Source organism: Flavobacterium sp. ACAM 123, assembly GCF_000264055.1.
GTDB lineage: Bacteria > Bacteroidota > Bacteroidia > Flavobacteriales > Flavobacteriaceae > Flavobacterium.
Window position 1 is genome coordinate 24,063 of the sequence record NZ_AJXL01000003.1, and the last position, 18,539, is coordinate 42,601.

The 18,539-nt window shown below is 34.4% G+C and carries 19 protein-coding genes; 7 read left to right on the forward strand and 12 right to left on the reverse strand.

All coding sequences use genetic code 11. From position 1 onward, the window contains the following. Positions 1 to 6 precede the first annotated feature (6 nt). The 3 genes from A3SG_RS0100975 to A3SG_RS0100985 form a co-directional block, all read right to left on the reverse strand. A complete protein-coding gene (locus A3SG_RS0100975) occupies positions 7 to 477 on the reverse strand; it encodes a DUF6428 family protein (RefSeq protein ID WP_029596535.1) in 471 nt (156 codons plus the stop codon). A 17-nt stretch (positions 478 to 494) separates the two neighbouring features. Continuing rightward, positions 495 to 827, reverse strand: coding sequence for an ArsR/SmtB family transcription factor (locus A3SG_RS0100980; protein WP_016988140.1), 333 nt, complete (start codon positions 825 to 827; stop codon positions 495 to 497). Positions 828 to 981: 154 nt separating this feature from the next. Beyond that, on the reverse strand, positions 982 to 1,242 hold the full coding sequence (locus A3SG_RS0100985) for a hypothetical protein (protein WP_016988141.1): 261 nt from the start codon (positions 1,240 to 1,242) through the stop codon (positions 982 to 984). Positions 1,243 to 1,530: 288 nt separating this feature from the next. Between A3SG_RS0100985 and A3SG_RS0100990 the strand changes: the two genes are divergently transcribed. After that, entirely contained in the window at positions 1,531 to 1,887 is a 357-nt protein-coding gene (locus tag A3SG_RS0100990; RefSeq protein ID WP_035663151.1) for a hypothetical protein, read from the forward strand. 96 nt (positions 1,888 to 1,983) lie between these two features. On the opposite strand, the gene A3SG_RS0100995 is transcribed toward A3SG_RS0100990, so the two are convergent. The 3 genes from A3SG_RS0100995 to A3SG_RS0101005 all read right to left on the reverse strand — a co-directional run bounded on the left by A3SG_RS0100995 (position 1,984) and on the right by A3SG_RS0101005 (position 5,290). Further along, positions 1,984 to 3,087, reverse strand: a complete 1,104-nt coding sequence (locus tag A3SG_RS0100995) for a DUF3667 domain-containing protein (RefSeq protein ID WP_016988143.1) — start codon at positions 3,085 to 3,087, stop codon at positions 1,984 to 1,986. 625 nt (positions 3,088 to 3,712) lie between these two features. Next, on the reverse strand, positions 3,713 to 4,915 hold the full coding sequence (locus A3SG_RS0101000; RefSeq protein ID WP_016988144.1) for an ammonium transporter: 1,203 nt from the start codon (positions 4,913 to 4,915) through the stop codon (positions 3,713 to 3,715). Between the two features lie 36 nt (positions 4,916 to 4,951). Then, on the reverse strand, positions 4,952 to 5,290 hold the full coding sequence (locus A3SG_RS0101005; RefSeq protein ID WP_016988145.1) for a P-II family nitrogen regulator: 339 nt from the start codon (positions 5,288 to 5,290) through the stop codon (positions 4,952 to 4,954). Positions 5,291 to 6,263: 973 nt separating this feature from the next. Here A3SG_RS0101005 and A3SG_RS0101010 point away from each other — a divergent pair. The 6 genes from A3SG_RS0101010 to msrB all read left to right on the forward strand — a co-directional run bounded on the left by A3SG_RS0101010 (position 6,264) and on the right by msrB (position 13,505). Continuing rightward, positions 6,264 to 6,962 carry a DUF2064 domain-containing protein gene (locus A3SG_RS0101010; RefSeq protein ID WP_016988146.1) on the forward strand — a complete coding sequence of 233 codons (699 nt, stop codon included), beginning with the start codon at positions 6,264 to 6,266 and terminating at the stop codon, positions 6,960 to 6,962. A gap of 45 nt (positions 6,963 to 7,007) precedes the next feature. Next, the gene (locus A3SG_RS0101015; RefSeq protein WP_016988147.1) at positions 7,008 to 9,983 is read left to right on the forward strand and encodes a TonB-dependent receptor plug domain-containing protein; all 2,976 of its coding nucleotides are present in this window, start codon (positions 7,008 to 7,010) and stop codon (positions 9,981 to 9,983) included. 175 nt (positions 9,984 to 10,158) lie between these two features. Continuing rightward, positions 10,159 to 11,148, forward strand: coding sequence for a phosphotransferase (locus A3SG_RS0101020; RefSeq protein ID WP_016988148.1), 990 nt, complete (start codon positions 10,159 to 10,161; stop codon positions 11,146 to 11,148). Between the two features lie 17 nt (positions 11,149 to 11,165). Then, positions 11,166 to 12,128 (forward strand): nucleoside hydrolase, encoded by a 963-nt coding sequence (locus tag A3SG_RS0101025; protein WP_016988149.1) that lies wholly within the window; start codon positions 11,166 to 11,168, stop codon positions 12,126 to 12,128. Positions 12,129 to 12,325: 197 nt separating this feature from the next. After that, on the forward strand, positions 12,326 to 12,964 hold the full coding sequence (gene msrA, locus A3SG_RS0101030) for a peptide-methionine (S)-S-oxide reductase MsrA (protein ID WP_016988150.1): 639 nt from the start codon (positions 12,326 to 12,328) through the stop codon (positions 12,962 to 12,964). A gap of 4 nt (positions 12,965 to 12,968) precedes the next feature. Beyond that, entirely contained in the window at positions 12,969 to 13,505 is a 537-nt protein-coding gene (gene msrB / locus A3SG_RS0101035; RefSeq protein ID WP_029596537.1) for a peptide-methionine (R)-S-oxide reductase MsrB, read from the forward strand. 82 nt (positions 13,506 to 13,587) lie between these two features. On the opposite strand, the gene A3SG_RS0101040 is transcribed toward msrB, so the two are convergent. The 6 genes from A3SG_RS0101040 to A3SG_RS0101065 all read right to left on the reverse strand — a co-directional run bounded on the left by A3SG_RS0101040 (position 13,588) and on the right by A3SG_RS0101065 (position 18,266). After that, entirely contained in the window at positions 13,588 to 14,277 is a 690-nt protein-coding gene (locus A3SG_RS0101040; protein WP_016988152.1) for a haloacid dehalogenase type II, read from the reverse strand. 15 nt (positions 14,278 to 14,292) lie between these two features. Beyond that, positions 14,293 to 15,321 (reverse strand): glycoside hydrolase family 113, encoded by a 1,029-nt coding sequence (locus A3SG_RS0101045; protein WP_016988153.1) that lies wholly within the window; start codon positions 15,319 to 15,321, stop codon positions 14,293 to 14,295. A 68-nt stretch (positions 15,322 to 15,389) separates the two neighbouring features. After that, the gene (locus tag A3SG_RS0101050; RefSeq protein WP_157485259.1) at positions 15,390 to 16,067 is read right to left on the reverse strand and encodes a hypothetical protein; all 678 of its coding nucleotides are present in this window, start codon (positions 16,065 to 16,067) and stop codon (positions 15,390 to 15,392) included. A gap of 76 nt (positions 16,068 to 16,143) precedes the next feature. Then, positions 16,144 to 16,413, reverse strand: coding sequence for a hypothetical protein (locus tag A3SG_RS18745; RefSeq protein WP_016988155.1), 270 nt, complete (start codon positions 16,411 to 16,413; stop codon positions 16,144 to 16,146). A gap of 23 nt (positions 16,414 to 16,436) precedes the next feature. Continuing rightward, positions 16,437 to 17,018 (reverse strand): sigma-70 family RNA polymerase sigma factor, encoded by a 582-nt coding sequence (locus tag A3SG_RS0101060; RefSeq protein ID WP_016988156.1) that lies wholly within the window; start codon positions 17,016 to 17,018, stop codon positions 16,437 to 16,439. 351 nt (positions 17,019 to 17,369) lie between these two features. After that, the gene (locus tag A3SG_RS0101065; RefSeq protein ID WP_016988157.1) at positions 17,370 to 18,266 is read right to left on the reverse strand and encodes a hypothetical protein; all 897 of its coding nucleotides are present in this window, start codon (positions 18,264 to 18,266) and stop codon (positions 17,370 to 17,372) included. Positions 18,267 to 18,539: the final 273 nt, after the last annotated feature.

Consider the following 18,539-nt stretch of genomic DNA (forward strand, 5'->3'; position numbering starts at 1 on the left):
TTTTAGTTAACAACAACCGCCACCTGGAGTACAACTGTTTGTTTGACTTGGAATTTCAGATAGTTTGGTTTTTTGCTTTTCTTGTGGAATTCCGCATGCATCTTCTGCCAAGCAGGCAGTCTGCTTGTTTAGCAACATGAAGTCCTTTCCGTTGAATCCCAAATCGTATTTACCGATAGTTTCGCCTTGGTATTCCACTTCAATGTCGTTGTCTTCAATCCCTAAAATTTTCTCAGACAAGATAATAATATCCAATAGTCTTTTTGGTATTAAACGGTGTTCAAAATCATTAGCATCCCATAACTGGAAGTTTATCACGGTTTCATTCCTTACTTTTCCTCCGCAGTCAATGAAGTTTTTGGTAATTAAACCTACTTCAGTAACGTGAAAATGATCAGGAACAGCAGTGCCGTCTGGCAACAGGAAAGTTACATTTTCTAATGTGTTTAGCTCTTTTTTAATTTCTGATAACTTCATTTTTTTTAATTTAAAAATTAACAACATTGATTTTTTTTGTTCTCTAAATAGGTGTTTACTTGGTTGAAAAAGCCACGAACTTTATTGAAGCCTCCTTCATCGAGGCAATAACAAATGGCGTTTCCTTCAAAGTTACCTTTGATAAGCCCTGCGTTTTTTAGTTCCTTTAAATGTTGGGATACGGTAGGTTGTGCCAGAGGTAATTCATTTACAATATCCCCGCACACACAACTATTTACCTTAATAAGGTGCTGTATTATGGCAATTCGGGCAGGATGGCCTATCGCTTTAGCTAAGATTGCCAACTCATTTTGCTCTTCTGTAAAATATTCCGTTTTAGTAATCCCCATCGCTATATATTTATATTGCAATATTACGATACAGCCAATTGAAAAGCAAATTTCACAGTTACTATTTTTTTTAAACAACATCAGGAGTAATTAGAGCTACTATTTTTTTATTGAAAGAGAAAGGGTCTGGTTGTGTTTCAGTAGTACACAACTATTACAACTCAAACGTCTCTTTTGGGATAGCATGGAACCCTACAGATTTTACCTTGTATTCAATATCCGATAATGAAACGATTTGATCCGTGTATATGGTAAATTCCCTTGGGAAAGTTTCAGTGTTGAGAATAACTTCATTAATTCCTTCCAATGTTAATAGGCTCGTTTTAATTTCTATTAAATCGGTTTTTTCCATCGCGTCAGTTCCAAAAATCTTACCGTGATTTCCTGGAATAATATTCTCTGATAGTAAGCTCATATTTGTACTGTTTTAAGATTATTAAAAAAAAATAACATCAAGATTCTACTCTTTTCTTATCATTTAAATTTAGTGATTTATTAGGTATAAAGTCTAAAACCAAGAATGTTATTTTATCTATCTCTCAGCTATTTAATAATTATTGATAAATAAAGGACCTCGAATTCATTGCAAATAGATTTTGAGGATCAGATTAATTTTGCAGCGTTACTTAAACAAAGATAGAGTGTCTATTTGTGAAAATTAATAAGTAACTTAGTGTTTCAAATATTTAAAATTTTAAGTAAGATGGAAAAGAAAGATAACAAATCAAGCCCTAAATCTGACAAAGCAGCAGAAGTAGACAAAGATAATCTACCTGATTCTTTAAACTATCCAGCAAGCGAGGATATCTATAATGAGGGACATAAAGAGGGTGATATTAACCCTGCTGATATCAGTAAAAAGAAAATACCAGTTGAAACAAATAACCATGGAGAATTAAATGAAAAAAGTTTTGAGGACGATATGTCAGGGGGGGATTTAGACGTTCCCGGATCAGAGTTAGACGATAAACAAGAGGAAATAGGGAGCGAGGATGAAGAAAACAATTATTACAGCATTGGTGGTGACAACCACAATGATTTAGAAGAAGACGAAGGATAAACAGGCTTCGCTGCAATAGCTAAAGTCTCGATTTTACTTATTGGCGTCCTTTTACGCTAGAAAGAAACGTTTACAAAAGATTAAAATGACAACAGTTTAGTGAATATTGTTATAGGTGTACAAAGCGAAAAGCACTAATAGGAAGGTAACGACAACTAAATTAATGATAAATATTACACTACTTTTTAATAAGGAAATCATGATTTTTTCTCCGTAAAAACGGCGGTGCGCCGGAAAGAAGTAGTAAGTCATCCAAATTATCCCGAGGGTTTTTAAACTAAAATGAACCCATTTCATAAAAGGGTTTTCTCCAAATAAAGAAAATGCTCTATCGATAAAAAATAGCATCAGCACCAATAAAAGTAAAAAGGAAAAATAATGCAAGGTAAAGATGCCGCTATCATAATAGTACCATTTTTTCTTGTCGTGAAAAAGCCATAAAACAAAGGCGAAAACTGGCATATACATAAACAATAATTTCGGTAAATTTTTTGTAAATGATTCGATGAACTTTTCTACAATTTGTTCGTTGGTATTTTCTTGTTTTACGGTTAGCCATTTTTTAAGAAACCAATACTCCGTGCCTGTTACTTTTACCTTTCCTTCACCATATTGCTGAATAGAGTCCAATTCAGTGATAGATTTGTATCCAAAATCAGCTACTTCCTTATTAGGCGTCAAATCAGTTTTTTGTTTTGAACTAACTTTGTCAATTTTTTCTGTTTGCTCTAATATTTTTTTGATGGTATCATTGTTCTGTTGTGATAACAAACCAACTTTTGTTAATCCATCCACGCTTTTCTCTTCTATGTGTAGCGAATCTATGGTAGGAATAATTACTTGTTTGTTCTTTCCCGAAGGGGCCTTTATTTCTTTTTCCGGTTCACTAGGAAATAAAGAGATTATTAAAAAAGTCGCAAAACTGATGAAAATGTAAAGCCTGACAGGGTTGAGGTAGGACAAACGCTTTCCTGCCATGTAGGCTTTAGTTAAAGCTGCAGGTTTAAAAAACAAATTAATTATTGTTTTCCAAAAAGAGTTGTCATAATGAGTTAAGTCTTCAAAAAAATGGATGAAGATATGGTGAAAAGATAGGCGGCTCAATGTGTTTTGTTGCCCGCAATGCGGACAATACCGTTCCTCAACAACATGAGAACAATTGAGACAGGTTTTATCAATACGTATTTTTTCTTTTGACATGAGCAATTAATGGGAATCAATTTACGTAGTAAATCTATTAAACTTTCAGTTCATTTTCATTATTTTTAGAAGATTTAATATGGCGCAATTGTTAAAAATGAGAGTACGTGTTATTTTTGGTCTGTTTGGTAATAGCTACTGGATACTCAAGAGAAAAGCGAGATACTAAATACGTTTAAAACCGATTTAGAAAAAGGGAAGCTGGGTATTATTCTAAAAAGATATAAACGGAACAATGAATTCTCGTTGGAGAAACGTAAGGAAAAAAAAACTCTTATCTTCTGAAAAATAAGAATGCTGACCACGCCAATTGTAATGGTGTTTCGCTGCAAGCTAAATCGGTGCTGTTGTATCCCACTTTAGACGATTTATAAAAAAGCGGAAAATATTCAGGTGTTTTTTTACAGTCATTTATAGATTAATCAATGGGCTTTTCTGTAATAATGAAATGGACTCTTAAAAAATAAGCCTACAACAAAAAATAGTTTTGATGCAGGCTTCATTTGTTTTACCAAACGAATTTATTTTTTATTTCACATCGTGTTGGTATAATCTGCGCGGTCTGGTTTTAAAGACTTTGCGCTTTAATTTTAGTAAAATTGTTATAGTTTACCTTTTTTAAGGGTTAGTCATTATAAACATTAGTTCCATGTTCATGAATATCTAAACCATCAATTTCCTCTTCTTTAGTTACTCTTAATCCCATTGTTTTCTTTAAGATGAAAAGAACTATAAAAGAGGCACCCATTGCCCAAGCAGCAATTGAAAATACTCCGATGGCCTGAACTCCTAGTTTTTCAAATCCGCCTCCGTAAAGCAGGCCACCATCAATAGCAAAAACACCTACTAACAAAGTACCTAAGGCACCACATACACCGTGTACCGAAATAGCTCCAACCGGATCGTCAATCTTTAGTTTTTTATCAATAAACTCGATGGAGAATACAACAGCCACACCACAAATCAGTCCGATAAAGAATGCTCCCACGGGGCTTACAGCAGCGCAACCTGCAGTAACGCCCACAAGACCCGCTAGTACACCATTTAAAGTCATAGAAATATCTGGCTTTTTATAAACGGCCCAAGTCAAGAACATAGCAGCCAATGCTCCAGCAGCTCCCGCAAGATTTGTTGTTATAAAAATGGCTGCTACTTTAAAAGCGTTATCTCCTGAAATGGCTAATTGTGATCCTGGATTAAAACCAAACCATCCAAACCATAAAATAAATACCCCCAATGCGCCTAACATTAAATTGTGTCCAGGTATGGCATTTACCGTCCCATCAGTATTATATTTTCCAATTCTTGGTCCTACTAAAGTGGCAGCTACTAATGATGCCCAACCACCAACCGAGTGCACTACACTGGAACCCGCAAAATCAGTAAATCCCATTTTTGCAAGCCATCCTCCAGCATTCCAAACCCAGCTACCAGAAATTGGATAAATAAGTAAAGTCATCAGTAAAGAGAATATCAAATAGGTCGTAAATTTTGTTCTCTCAGCAATAGCACCGGAAACAATTGTTGCAGCAGTGGCAGCAAATACGGTTTGAAAGAATAAACTGTGCATATCAGCAGCGGTATCAAAAAACCAACTTGGAGTTCCTATTACAGAACCTATTGAAGTTCCATACATTAAGGAGTATCCTATTGCCCAGAATGCAACACTACCGATACAAAAATCCATTAAATTTTTCATTATTATATTCCCTGTGTTTTTAGATCTGGTAAATCCAGTTTCTACAAGCGTAAAACCTGCTTGCATGAAAAACACTAAAATTCCGCAGATTAAAACCCACATTAAGTCTAATACAGCATTCGTATCCATAATATTTTTTTTTATTAGTTAGTTTATAGCAGTTGGTTAGCTTATCGCATCCGTTCCTTTTTCTTTGGTTCTAATTCGATAGGTTTCTTGGATGTCAGAAACAAATATTTTTCCGTCTCCTACTATTCCTGTAGATGCCGCTTCTAAAATAGTGTCAATCGTTTTTTCCAAAAAAAGATCAGAAACGACAACTGAAATATATCTTCGTTGAATGTCTGTGGTGCTATAAGTTATTCCTCTGTATACATGTCCTTCTTTTTCATTACCGACTCCGGTGACATCCCAATACGTGAAGAAATTGACTTCGATTTTGTGTAACGCTTCTTTAACTTCATCGAATTTTGATTTTCGAATAACAGCTTCGATTTTTTTCATTTTAATTTATTTTTGGTTAGTTAATTTTGGTTATTTATTGATGTAATTTTTACTACAAATTTTTTTCTTTCAAGTTTTTTTTGCATTAAAAAAATCCTTTTGGATGTTTTTATATATGAAATTTCATCTTTTATTTTGACGAATTTATTAACTTTTATACTAACAGGATAAACAAAAAGAGACTTTTTGATTCCATTTGCAAAGAATTATCGATTACAAAAAATCACTCCAATAAATTAGTTATTCTCCATTTTAAGTTAAATATATTACAATATTCACAATCACTATTTTGTCATACACCCCTATTTTTTTTAGCCTAGATGTTTTTATAATTACTTATTTTGGTCAAAAAATATTTTATTGGACTTTAAAATTAAAATAAGTAAATATAATTGGGGGGTATATTTTAATTTAGTTAAAAATAACTTTTAGCTTTCTGATAATTATTCACAAGGCAAAATCACCTTGTTTAAATAGTGAGGCATAAAAAAATCACCTTTTAATATTGGATACACCACAGGCTGTTTCTTTAATTTGAAATAATTTTAAGGTATCTGAATTTTTGTTTACTTATTAAAAAGAAAAGCAGCGCTGTTTAATTTTTATAAGTAAAAAAAATATAAATAATCTTTGTAAATAAGCCGGGAGGTTACTATTTTATCATACTTCCCAATCATCTTTTAATGGTATAGATGCTGTTGTTACTACTTCATAAATAGTTCTACCAAAAGACCGCTGTCTTTGTTTGAATAGCTACAGTTGTTCCTATACCGATAAGCTGTCCGTCTCCCAGAATTCGATATTTTCCTTTGCTAATTTCAAATCGCTAAGTTGTTGTATCCCTACTTTATTTTAAAGGCAAATTGCTTTAACATTTTTAGTCGCCTATTTAGGTTTCCTCACAATTTTTTAAAATTTTTAAAAAAAGTAATTTTTATTGTCAGGAAAGCGATTTTGTTCCGTCATTTACACTATGAATTGCAAAGAAAATCTTTCTTTATCTACAGCGCTACTTATATTCGCACACAGCGATAAGGTACAAAGTGCCTTGAAACCTATTGCTTATAATAAAAAGCAAAATGAGGCACTGTGGCATAAAATGAATGAGAGAGCTGTGGCACTAGTTCAAAAAACTAAACTTCCTTATTTTATTTCCGATGAAAGTTCGCAACAAGGCCTCTCTTTTGGAGATAAATTGAGTCACGCCATTCAATCTGTATTGGATAGGGGGTATGATAAAGTTATTGTGTTAGGAAATGATAGTCCTGGATTGCGATTGAATCATTTGCAAAAAGCTTATCTCGAATTACAAGATAAAAGTGTTGTTCTTGGTCCTGATTTTAAAGGAGGTACTTACTTAACGGGTATTTCAAAAGTTTCTTTCAATAAGGAGGCTTTCGCCAAAATTGATTGGCAAACGACAAAAGTATTTGATCAATTACAAGTGCTTTATTCGGAAGTAAAGCTAGGGATTATTGCCCCTTTAACCGATTGTAATACTAAAATTGACTTTGATAAATTGTTTCTGGATCTTCCTTTTTACTGTACTTTTAAAAGTGTTTTGGCGTCCCTGCTTTTCTATGCAACTTCTATACTTTCATTTTTAAAATACTGCTACACGAATGCGATTATTGGACTTAATTTTAATAAAGGCTCTCCTGTTATGGAGTAATTAGAAGCTTTTATTTTAAAATTTATTATCAAAAATCATACTTTAATGAAACATTTTTTTCTGTTTTTAGTACTGAGCTTCACGACTTTTGCCGTTGCTCAAGAAGACCTATCGGTCACTCTCATCGATTTTAACACACAAAAACCAATTCCGAATTTGGAGGTTTTATTAACCAATAATTCAAGGAACAGTAGTTTACAACAAATTTCAAACAGTCAGGGAAAAGTGACTTTTCGTGGAATTCCTGCACTTGATGGATACCAGGTTGTTTTTAAGGGAACACTAGTATTTGCTGCTCAAAAATCAAATTTATTAAGTGTACGCTCGAATCAGGCCTCAAATGTGACTTTAGTTCTAACACTAAAAGAGTCAAACGAACTCAACGAAGTTTTGATCACAAAGGGCGCAACTGCAAAAATTAATCGGCGGGATGCTGAGGTTTCATTCGAACTAAAAGCTGCCGAAATTCAAGAAATTCCTGTAGAAGGACGTGATATTACACGCGTTTTATTCCGTTTGCCAAATGTAACGCAGGCCACCGGTTTCTTTCCTGAATCACCAAATGTGAGTATTAATGGAGCAAGTTCTTTGTATACTTCTTATTTAATAGACGGATTAGATAATAACGAACGTTTTTTAGGAGGTCAAAAGTTTGCCATCCCTTCCGGATTTGTAAAAGATGTCACCGTACTAACTAATAATTTCTCAGCTGAATATGGTTTGACAGGAAGCGGAATCATTAATATTACACCTCGTTCTGGATCTAATGAAACTACAGGAGAAGTTTTTTTTATTACAAGACCAGGACCATCTATTGATGGGAAATCCAGCTTCGCACAGCGAGACCTATCAGGAAACCAAGTCAAGAATGGTTTTGCTCGTTACCAAGCCGGTGCAGGAATAGGCGGAGCTGTAGTAAAAGACAAGACTTTTTATTATTTCAATTTTGAACATACTACTGATATCAAAGACAATTTATTGAATGTTCCTCAATTAGGCATTACAGAGACCGTGAGAGGAATGAACACATTTAACTATTTCTCCTCAAAAATTGACCAAATTTGGAATCCTAATTTCAACTCGTCCTTTCGAGCAAACGTGGGTATAATCGACGTTGAAAGACAAGGCGGTGGTCTTGATGGAGGTTCCACTTTTAAATCAGCAGGAAATGCGCAGCAAAGGAATAGTATTTTATTGGCTTTAAAAAACAGCTATAAATTTGGAAACTTTTCTGGAGAAACAAATGTACAATACAGCCGTTTTAGATGGAATTATGCAAAAGCATTCAGCCCCAATAGTTCACAAGTGACCATTTTAGGTGTAAACGATGAAATATTAGGTGTAATTGGGAATCCAGGTTATGTTTTTGATGCAATCGAAAATACCATACAATTGCAACAAAAGGTAAAGTATTATACGGAGAATCATACTTTTAAAGCAGGGGTAAATTTTATTAGAGGCAATCATCAATTATTTGGAGGTGGAAATCCAGTAGGGAATTATAGAGTAAAATTGAATCAAAACCAAATTGATGGTATCAAAAATAGTGGAGTAGGAGGAGATTTGAATGTAAATGATATTCCGCAAGATGCTCAGGTTTTAAATTACATTGTGGAATTACGTCCTGCCTCTTTTGGAACAAATCAAGATATTTATTCGGCTTATGTCGAGGACTTATGGTCTATTACTAGTCGTTTGAATCTTATTCTAGGCTTGCGCTATGACTATGATAATTTGTCAAAAGGAGGAAGCGATAAAGGCGATTATAACAACTTGGCTCCCCGATTTAACTTTAATTATAAATTAGATAATTCAAGCAGTTTGCGCGGTGGATATGGAATTTCATATGATAAAGTAAACTATGCTGTTTATAGTGATGCTTTGCAACAAAATACCACCTCTAAAAGTTATAAATTAGAATTGCAAGAATTAAAAAGATTAGGCCTTTTGCCAGCGGATACTAATATAGAAAGGATAACTTATAACGGAAACTTAGCGGCTTCTGTTTCAGGAGTAAACTACCTGCAAGGACCATCGGCTACGGATTTACAGGGGCAAAGGGAAAATATTTTTTCTAACGAACGCAGAATATTAAATCCTAATGGATATAAAAATGCGTATTCTCATGAATTTGCTTTAGGCTACCAATTGCAATTAACGGACGAAAAGTTATTCTTTGTTGACGTGGTGCACAATAGAGGTGAAAATTTAACTAGATTAAGAAACCTTAATGCGGCCGCTGAATACCCTATAGATCCTGATAATGTAGTGATCAGAACACGGGATCAAGCGGATGCCAGTCGACCTATTCCTATAATAAATGGAGGTGCTACTATAAACGGACAACGGCTCACTGGAATTGCTAGAAATGTTATCGTAAGTGAAAATGAAGGAAAATCTAGGTATTATGCAATGAGTTTAAATTATCAAAAAACAAGAGGCTCTGACGACTATTCGTACCGATTGAATTACACCTTGTCTTCCAGTAAAAATGATACGGACGGAATTAACTTCAGACCTTCAGACGCGAATAACTATACAAATGAATGGGGGCCGTCTGTGAACGATAGAACGCATAATATTAATGGGATTTACAGTTATTATCCCTTTAAAGGAACAACACTAACTGCAGCAGGATTATTGCAGAGTGGACAACCAATTAATAGGATTCCACTTGGTTTTGGAACCACAGATTTAAATGGCGATGGCGCAAGCTTTTCTGATGCTTATCAGGGAAACAGTGATCGTTTTCCGGGAGAAAGCAGAAACAGCGATCGTTTGCCGTGGAGTACTACTTTTGACTTAGGAGTACAACACCAAATCACGATTGCTGGAAATAATAAAATTGAATTACGTGCCGATATCTTTAATCTATTTAACGCTGAGAATTTAAGCGGCTACAGTAATAATGCCACACAAAGTAACCAAATTCAAGGTGGTTCTAGCGCTAGTGGATTGTTTACACAAAGAAATGCATCGCCACCGAGACAGTTTCAGTTTGGAGTTCGTTATTTATTCTAATAAAAATCAATATCCTGCAAGTTAGTTGCTTTGCAGGATGTTTTTAATTTGCGTTAGGGATAGCAGTGGTATCTCCCGATTTAGAAAAACACGGCTTTTTAGCCGTAGTTTTTATTTATCGGGAATATAACGAATAGCCCGACCCTTGCGGTAACGCCCAAAGAAAATAAGAAATATGTTTATACTAAATGCAGATGAGCCAAAAGAATTGGCTACTTACTTACAGCAAATAAAATGGCTAGAAGATCAGGAAACGATTGTTTCATTGTCTAAACCGGGAGAAGGAAATATGAATTGTGTGCTACGTGTGGAGACGGCTACACGTTCTTTTATTGTGAAACAGTCTAAAGGGTATGTCGAGAAGTACCCTCAAGTTCTGGCTCCTGCTTCGCGCGTGCTGACCGAAGGTGCTTTTTACCAAAAAATTGCCCAAGCAGATGCTGTACAGCAAATCATGCCGAAGCTTTTAGGGATTGATGTGACTAATAATATGATTGCATTAGAGGATTTAGGGAAAGCCAATGATTTTACGGGTTTATATGATGTAAAAAGGAATTTACAAGAAGAGGAACTCAATCAAATAGTAGGTTATTTGAATGGTTTGCACCAAGAATTTCAGAAGACGGTGGTTGATGATGAGTTAGCCAATACGGAGTTGCGAACATTAAATTATGAGCATATTTTTGAATATCCTTTTAAAGAAGAAAATGGGTTTAACCTTGATCTAATCCAGGATGGTTTGCGGGAATTGGCTTTGCCTTATAAAAAAGATGTAGAATTAAAGAAAAATATTGAGCGGTTAGGATCATTGTATTTGTCCAAGGGCAAGTATTTACTACACGGCGATTACTACCCTGGAAGCTGGTTAAAAATGGCAGATGGAATAAAGGTAATCGATCCTGAATTTTGTTTTTATGGCTTACGCGAATTTGATTTGGGCGTACTGTTTGCTCACATGTATCTTACGCAACAAAAGGAAAGTGCAATGACTTTAATTAAGGAGCAATACGTTTCCTTTGAAGAGTTGAATCCAACTATTTTAAATGGGTTTATAGGTACTGAAATCATGCGCAGATTAATAGGTCTAGCACAATTGCCGTTAAAAATGGATTTGAAAACGAAGGACCGTTTACTGTCGTTTGCGCGAGATTTAATTTTACAATAATATATAAAACATTGATTATGAAGATAAAAATAATACTATTTGCACTTTTGCTCGCGATACAAGTGCAGTCACAGACCAAAGTATGGTTTGATACCGATATTATGATTGGTATGCCAGACAAAACCCCACGCGAAGTAGATGATGGAATCACGTTAATTATGGCTCTAAAGCAACCTCAAATCGATATTGTGGGTATTAGCTCGATTACCTATGTGGATTACAGCTACGGTATCATCAATAAAATATTGGAATGGCATCACAAAGGCGCCGCAATTCCTGTCTATAAAGGATCACCAAGAGCAGATGACTTGGGTGTTGAAAATGACGGAACTCGTGCATTGTATCAGGCCTTAAAGAAAGAAAAACTGACGATATTAGCCTTGGGTCCTATGACTAATATCGCGACTTTGATTCAGAACCATCCCGATATTATTCCGCAAATTGAAAAAATTTCAATCTGTGCAGCAAGAACGCCAGGGTTACTATTCAATCCAGGAAATGGAAAATTAAACGTGTTTGATTACAACTATGAATTAGATACTAAATCGATGGACGTGATTCTTAATTCTTCCATACCACTTGTGTTTGCAGGATATGAACCTAGTTCATACACTCATATTGGGAATATTGATTTGGCTAGTTTAGATAGGAGCGAGGAAGCAGATAAATGGCTGTTTGACATAGTTCAACCATGGATGGAAAAAAACGAGAAGTATTTTGGTGTTAGAGGATTTATTCCTTTTGACTGTTCTACACTTGGTGTAATTACTCATCCAGAATATTTCACGTACTACAAAGATATTCCCATTAAAGTAAATTATAAAAAGAATGATGCGATAAAAGTGCAACCTACAGTTTTATATAAAAACTTCCTTGAGGTTTCTTATAAATTCAAGTCAAAGAAGAAAGTGGATTATGCCATAAGAGCTTTGCAAGGTTTTGAGGAAAAGATTTTAGAGACGCTGAGCGTTAAACACTAATAGCTGTGCTTACTAGACGCTAAGTTATACTAAAACGATTTGGACTAAAAAATAAATTCGTTTGGTATTAAAAGGATACCGCAATTTGAGTAATACCCGTGCAAACGAGTGGTCATTTAAATCTAACAAAGTTTTAAGATTTGTTTAAAAACTACAACAGCTAAACTGTCGTACATTAGTATAAAACCATTACAATTATGAAAATTAAATTTGCAGCTTATGCACTTGCGTTGTTTACAATCTTGAGTTGTAATTCTAACGCCCAAACAAAAAAGTTATCTTTAGAACCTAAAAAGGGGAAAGCAATTGCTGTTTTTGCCGAAGGCTGCTTTTGGTGTAGTGAACACGTATTTGAAGCAGTAGTAGGTGTAGACGAGGCTATTTCTGGATATGCTGGAGGAACTACAAAAAACCCATCCTATGAACAAGTGGGTTCTAACAACACAGGACACGCTGAGGCTGTAGCAGTCTACTATGACCCAAATATTATTTCTTTCAAGGAATTAGTGAATGTATTTTTCGCTTCACAAGACCCAACAACTCCTAATCAACAGGGGCCAGATCGTGGTTCTTCTTATCGCTCTATTGCCTTTTACAAGAACGCAGCAGAGAAAAAAATTATTGAAGACAAAATTAAGGAGCTTACCGCCAATAAAGTATTTGCCAATCCTATTGTTACCGAGGTAAAGCAAGTGACTGATTTTTATGAAGCAGAGGATTACCACCAAGATTATGTGAAACACAATCCTAATCAACCTTATGTGAAAGGCGTTTCACTACCGCGATATAACAAGTTTAAAAAAACATATAAAGGAAAGTTAAAACCTAATCATTAAAATTATGAAACAATACCAACAACTTTTGATACTGCCCGTAATAGCATTTGGTTTTATGGCATGTATGAAAGCAAATAAAAGTGAAAAAGTAATTGCAGCAGAAACAACCATTCAGCAGCAAGAATTATCATTGAACGATACGTCGTTGAAAAAGGTGGTAAAAACCGAAGCCGAGTGGGAAAAAGCTTTGACAGAGAATCAATATTACGTTCTTCGTAAACAAGGAACGGAACGCCCTTTCCAAAATGAATTTAATGACAACCATAAAAAGGGACATTATTTTTGTGCAGCCTGCAAGTTGCCTTTGTTTGATTCTGAAACAAAATTTAATTCAGGAACTGGATGGCCTAGTTTTTATGCGCCTTTAAACAAAAACAGAGTAAATGAAGTAGTAGATAAAAGCTTAGGAATGGTGCGTGGTGAAATCGTTTGTGCCCGTTGTGACGGACATTTAGGTCATCTTTTTGATGATGGTCCTAATCCCACAGGATTAAGATATTGTATGAACTCTGCAGCCCTATTATTCAAAGAGTCAAAATAAATAGAGGTTAATTATTTAATTCAAAAAAAGAGCGTTTGTTTCAAGTGAAATAAACGCTCTTTTGAGTTTTTATAATACTACGCTATTCTCTATATGCCGCAACTAATTGTTCTGCCATTGCTAAAATATCATTTGCTTCAAAATCAGGGGTGTTGGATAGTGTGTACAAGGATTGCCCTTCACGAGCAATAAAGCAAGTCGCTAAACCCGCATGCGAGGCACCTGCTAAATCCCAACCGTGTGCTGCGATCATTAGCATTTCGTTCGGCTGTACCACTAGTTTTTTTGCGGCCCACAAATAGGTTTCTGCTGCTGGTTTGTATTTTTTAAGACTATCAATACTTAAGGCCTGTTCAAAGTAATTGGTCAAATTTGAATTGATTAACTGTTGCTTAAGCGCATGAGGCGGAGAATTAGTCAATGTCGCCAATCTAAAACCATGATCCTTTAGCAGCTGTAAACCTTTCTCTACATCTGGGTATGCCTGTAATATTTTAATGTTCGAAAGCGCTTCTTTAATTTCATCTTCGGTTACTTTTTTATTTATGGAAGTGGAAGCCATAGCTAATGTCGCTCCAGCAATAGTACTAAAGTCATGATATTCATTAATACTATTGGATACAATGGAGTAGTGCAATAACATGCCAAACCAGATTCGGAATCCCTGCTCATTATCAAGTAGTGTATTAACTGATTTTTTTAAAGGAGTCATGTCAAGTAAAGTTTCATTAACATCAAAGACAAGTACAGGTTTAGTTTTTTGGATGGTCATTTTCTTTATTTTAAATTATTGGTACCATTTTTTAATGGTTTCAAGGGCAGGTCTTTCCTGCGGAGTGTAATCAACGCTATTTTTTTCGCGTTTGTAGTAATCATCGGCATACCATTTCCAAGCAAATCCTCCGGCAAACCATTTTTGTTGGGTCAACGTCTGAAATAAGGACTCATAGGCATTGACCTGCGCTAGATCATTAATCGTATTTTCGTTTTCTGTCCAAGGTGTTTTTGCCGCCTGATCTGAGTTGCGGTAGCCAAATTCTGTAAAGAGTATCTTTTTATTCGTTTTTGCTTGAAGTATTTCTATTTTTATGATGTGTTTTTCCCAAGCTTCATTAAGTTCTTGCACTGATGGTGTTATGGCATCAGACAGAGGAAAATAGGCATCAATCCCAATGTAATCCAACTCATTCCAAAAGGGTACTTTATCAAAGTCATCCCAGTTTGCGGCATAAGTTAGTTTCCCAGAGTAGATTATTTTAATTTTCTTGATTAACTGCGACCAATACTCGGGTCTTTTGGCTACCGAATTCCCTAACTCTGTTCCGAAGCAAAAGAGTTCTATGTTTTCATTTTGTGCTAATTGGGCAAAATCAAGAATATATTTCTCATAATTAAATTCCCATTTCTTCCATTCGGCATCACTTGAAAAATCCAAATCACCGGTATAAAATCCATGATTTGCCCAAAGGTGCGGTTTAAGCATGACGGTCATTTTATAATCGTGCGCCATTTGATTACTAGCTATTATACCTTCCGTTCGTTCACCCCACCATTGTCGTTCGTTATTATAGTTGACCGATGCATTTTCTAAATTTACATAAGCATAGGGAACTAAAGAAACAGCATTGATATGATGTTCTTTTAATTCCTCAAAAGTACTTTTTTTTAACTCTTTGATCGGCGCTACCAGATTCATTCCCTTGTATTCTAATGTAGCTTTAAAAGGGGACACCGCAACAGTAGAAGAATGATAGAAAGAATACCCGCTTACGATTATTAGTAAAGATGCGGCAAGTATAAAAAAGTTTTTTTTCATAACAGTAAAGTTACCTATTAAAAAAGGGGATACTAACTTCTAAGCAAAATTTAAGTTTTTCTTAGTTTTTAAAATTTATTTGCTATTTTAAGATGTAACGATTTTTTTTTAAAAACAAACTTAATCGTTTGTGCACTTGCTAGAAATAAAAATAAAAGCATAAAAAATGGATTAATGTAGGAGCTTATTTGTACCTGATTTGCTTTAATCAAAAATTCACCAATATGTGCAAAAAGAAACATACCTGCGATAGTACCCAATAAAGCTCCTAAAATGAAGGTAGTGTTCGTACTTTTTTGGCTTTCTAAATTTGATGTTCGAAAAAGATAAATATAAATCCCCGACCAATACGGCCATTGGATAAAATTTAAAAGATTCAAAAATAGGGCTAATAGAAATGGGTATTGTGACAGTTTAAAAACAGACAGACTGGTGTTTTTATCATTAGCGATGTTAGTCATGAAATATAAGGCAATAGTAAAAAGGAACAGAATAGTAAAAATATCAATAAATCGCAATAATTTCTCTTGATTCACTAGCCAAACAGCCATCTTATTTATTGCTCTTAATACAAAATATTGAATAAATATAATCCCTGAAATAAATGATAGGGATGCCCAATTTCCTTGTTCTAATAAAACTTGTAAACTAATAATATTTATATACCCCAAAGGTAAAGCGCCCATTAAACTAATTGTAAACCCCAGTAGGAGAGGATTTTTTTTAGAAAGTAAAGCAGCAATCATTTTCATATTTTTCTATACTCGTTTTTAATAAAGGTGTAGACAGGTCCATCACTCTTTCCTGAAAAATTACATTAGACTAGATCTTTCTAAGCTCATCAATAATTTTATTTTTTTTGCCTTCGTCCATTCTAGCCTTGTTTTGATTGGAGTCAGTGGCAAACCATTTTCCGATGAGGGCATCGATTAATTTGGACTGTACTTCATAGGCATTACAAGTGTTGCACAAGACTTTATGAGCCTGTAACTGTATTTTTTCTCTTATCGTTAAAGTAGTAAACATTTGTTTGTCAATTAACTCTGTTGTCTTTTTACAGGGTCTCAACAATATTCTCATTACTGTATTCATTTTCTTCGAATATTAAAGTTTAATTAAACCCATTTTAATTCCAGACATTTTTTTAAAAGCAGTTTGGATCGATGAACGATCTGCCAATAATTAGACGCAGTTATCGCTAGTTCCTGACAAATGGCTTCTGTTTTTTTCTCACTCAGGTATTTGGATGTTATAGCTAATTTCCATTTCTGTGGTAGTTCATTCATACATTCTTCCATTACCATATTAAAATCAGAATTGTCTAGTAATTCTTCCTCTTGAATCCAAACGGTGCTAATATCATTATTTTTCCAGCAACCATAGCTATTAAAGAGTCCATCAGAAAGTTCAAAACCGCTATTTTCTGTTAAACTAAAATTTTTCTTGGTGGTCCGGGCACTCAATCGGTAATAATCAATTACTTTATTGTTGAGTATTGAAAACAACCAAGTCTTAGGCTGACTTTTGCCTTCAAAGCTATCTATTTTATGAAATGCAGCCATAAAAGTGTCTTGTACCAAGTCTTCAGCAACTTCTTTGGAGGAAGTTTTGAAAAATGCCCAAGAATAGAGCTCATCACTAAATTGATTGACCCACTGCTCTAAAACGGATTTTGAATTTTCTTTAATCAGCTCCATGAATTTTGCCTTTTGTTTTAAAAATCCAAATATACTGTTTTTTCATCCCCTAAAATCTTACTTTTTTCATAAAAAAAAGAAAAGGCTAACCGTTAAATATTCGGTATTAGTGAACCATAAATTTGCGTGCAACTCGGTTTTTAAATCGCTGCTATAACTTAGTATAATGGTGTAACTCCACATTGATAGGTGTTTCTAGGGTATAAAAACAGTAATCAGTATAAGAATAAACGCAAATCAAAAAATTGATTTAAATAGTAAACGTTTTCTATTCGGTGATTTACAAGTGTTTTTTATTATGGACTTAGTTTTTTTGCAAGTAGAGTACTTAATACGGGTATTGTACAAGATTTAGAGTCCCATTTCTTTGTTTAAATGGGTATCAATTACTCCATTCTTTTCCCAATATGGGCTTCGGATACTTTTGATAAGAAGTCCTGTGGTCGTGAGTATTTGTTTTTTTTCAAAACCATCAGGATAAGATTCTTCGAATTTCATAATGCGATACGGAAATTTATTTTCAAAATAGATTTTCATTTTTCTATTCAATTTCTTATAGTCTAGCGTGTAGCAAGAAGTGCTATTTTGTTGCTGTTCTATTGATGCTATCACATTTTGGAATTCCATTTTTTGATGCGTTAATCGCAGGTAGAAGAAAGAGGGCATCATCTTGAGATCTCCAAGAGGTAGTTTTTCAGGACTCATTCTGATTAGTGACCAAATTTCATCTTCAAGATGCCCCTTTGGAAGTGTCAGTTTTTGTTCTCCGTCACTTTCAAAATAAGAATGTAATTGAATCTCAAAGGCATCTTGATTTTCGAGTTGCACAAACACGTGACCGCACCATTCTTGAATACTTGTAGTTAATTTTAGGGCATGCTGATTTTCATATATTGGCAAAAAAGAACTAGTCATCATAGAGTAGGGATAAATTCCCGTTGCGAAATTCTTAGTAAAGTTAAGTTTTAGAACTGAGACATCTTTATCTTTAGGTTGATCTACTTTTACTAATTTCGTTGTAGAAAATGGTTCGGTTACAAAAATCATAACTGCTTTTCCTTCGCGTAATTCACCATAGCGGGCTTGTGTAAGTTGGAAACTTGATAATTCAGCCTCACCGTTAAACCAATACTTTTCAAAGTCTGGTGCTATTTCTCTTTTATCAACCAGATCTCTTTTTTGAGATTTACCACAAGCCGTAAAACAGAGGACTGCGATGGTACAAATAATTGTTATTTTGAGCTTCATCTTCTTTATATTAGAGTTTTTAAAATTGCTTTATAAATCTATGTAATGTAGTTTCTTTTTTGAAGACAAAAGCCCAACTTCGGTTTTTCACAGAGCTGTTTTTAGAAAAGGATCTGAATAAGGTTCCGTGCGAAATTGATTGGTATAGTTCTTTAAAATAATTTTATCTTTAATACCGTGAAACACATCTATTTGATAATTATATATTTACGTGTTTCAAATATACTGTTTTTTGGAGGAAAAATAATTACCGTTTTCATAAAGTAAAGAAGA

What these genes read in the sequence shown, in the direction of transcription:
- A3SG_RS0100975 (WP_029596535.1), bottom strand. Translation starts at nt 477, where the DNA reads ATGAAGTTATCAGAAATTAAAAAAGAGCTAAACACATTAGAAAATGTA.
- A3SG_RS0100980 (WP_016988140.1), bottom strand. Translation starts at nt 827, where the DNA reads ATGGGGATTACTAAAACGGAATATTTTACAGAAGAGCAAAATGAGTTG.
- A3SG_RS0100985 (WP_016988141.1), bottom strand. Translation starts at nt 1,242, where the DNA reads ATGAGCTTACTATCAGAGAATATTATTCCAGGAAATCACGGTAAGATT.
- A3SG_RS0100990 (WP_035663151.1), top strand. Translation starts at nt 1,531, where the DNA reads ATGGAAAAGAAAGATAACAAATCAAGCCCTAAATCTGACAAAGCAGCA.
- A3SG_RS0100995 (WP_016988143.1), bottom strand. Translation starts at nt 3,087, where the DNA reads ATGTCAAAAGAAAAAATACGTATTGATAAAACCTGTCTCAATTGTTCT.
- A3SG_RS0101000 (WP_016988144.1), bottom strand. Translation starts at nt 4,915, where the DNA reads ATGGATACGAATGCTGTATTAGACTTAATGTGGGTTTTAATCTGCGGA.
- A3SG_RS0101005 (WP_016988145.1), bottom strand. Translation starts at nt 5,290, where the DNA reads ATGAAAAAAATCGAAGCTGTTATTCGAAAATCAAAATTCGATGAAGTT.
- A3SG_RS0101010 (WP_016988146.1), top strand. Translation starts at nt 6,264, where the DNA reads ATGAATTGCAAAGAAAATCTTTCTTTATCTACAGCGCTACTTATATTC.
- A3SG_RS0101015 (WP_016988147.1), top strand. Translation starts at nt 7,008, where the DNA reads ATGAAACATTTTTTTCTGTTTTTAGTACTGAGCTTCACGACTTTTGCC.
- A3SG_RS0101020 (WP_016988148.1), top strand. Translation starts at nt 10,159, where the DNA reads ATGTTTATACTAAATGCAGATGAGCCAAAAGAATTGGCTACTTACTTA.
- A3SG_RS0101025 (WP_016988149.1), top strand. Translation starts at nt 11,166, where the DNA reads ATGAAGATAAAAATAATACTATTTGCACTTTTGCTCGCGATACAAGTG.
- msrA (WP_016988150.1), top strand. Translation starts at nt 12,326, where the DNA reads ATGAAAATTAAATTTGCAGCTTATGCACTTGCGTTGTTTACAATCTTG.
- msrB (WP_029596537.1), top strand. Translation starts at nt 12,969, where the DNA reads ATGAAACAATACCAACAACTTTTGATACTGCCCGTAATAGCATTTGGT.
- A3SG_RS0101040 (WP_016988152.1), bottom strand. Translation starts at nt 14,277, where the DNA reads ATGACCATCCAAAAAACTAAACCTGTACTTGTCTTTGATGTTAATGAA.
- A3SG_RS0101045 (WP_016988153.1), bottom strand. Translation starts at nt 15,321, where the DNA reads ATGAAAAAAAACTTTTTTATACTTGCCGCATCTTTACTAATAATCGTA.
- A3SG_RS0101050 (WP_157485259.1), bottom strand. Translation starts at nt 16,067, where the DNA reads ATGATTGCTGCTTTACTTTCTAAAAAAAATCCTCTCCTACTGGGGTTT.
- A3SG_RS18745 (WP_016988155.1), bottom strand. Translation starts at nt 16,413, where the DNA reads ATGAATACAGTAATGAGAATATTGTTGAGACCCTGTAAAAAGACAACA.
- A3SG_RS0101060 (WP_016988156.1), bottom strand. Translation starts at nt 17,018, where the DNA reads ATGGAGCTGATTAAAGAAAATTCAAAATCCGTTTTAGAGCAGTGGGTC.
- A3SG_RS0101065 (WP_016988157.1), bottom strand. Translation starts at nt 18,266, where the DNA reads ATGAAGCTCAAAATAACAATTATTTGTACCATCGCAGTCCTCTGTTTT.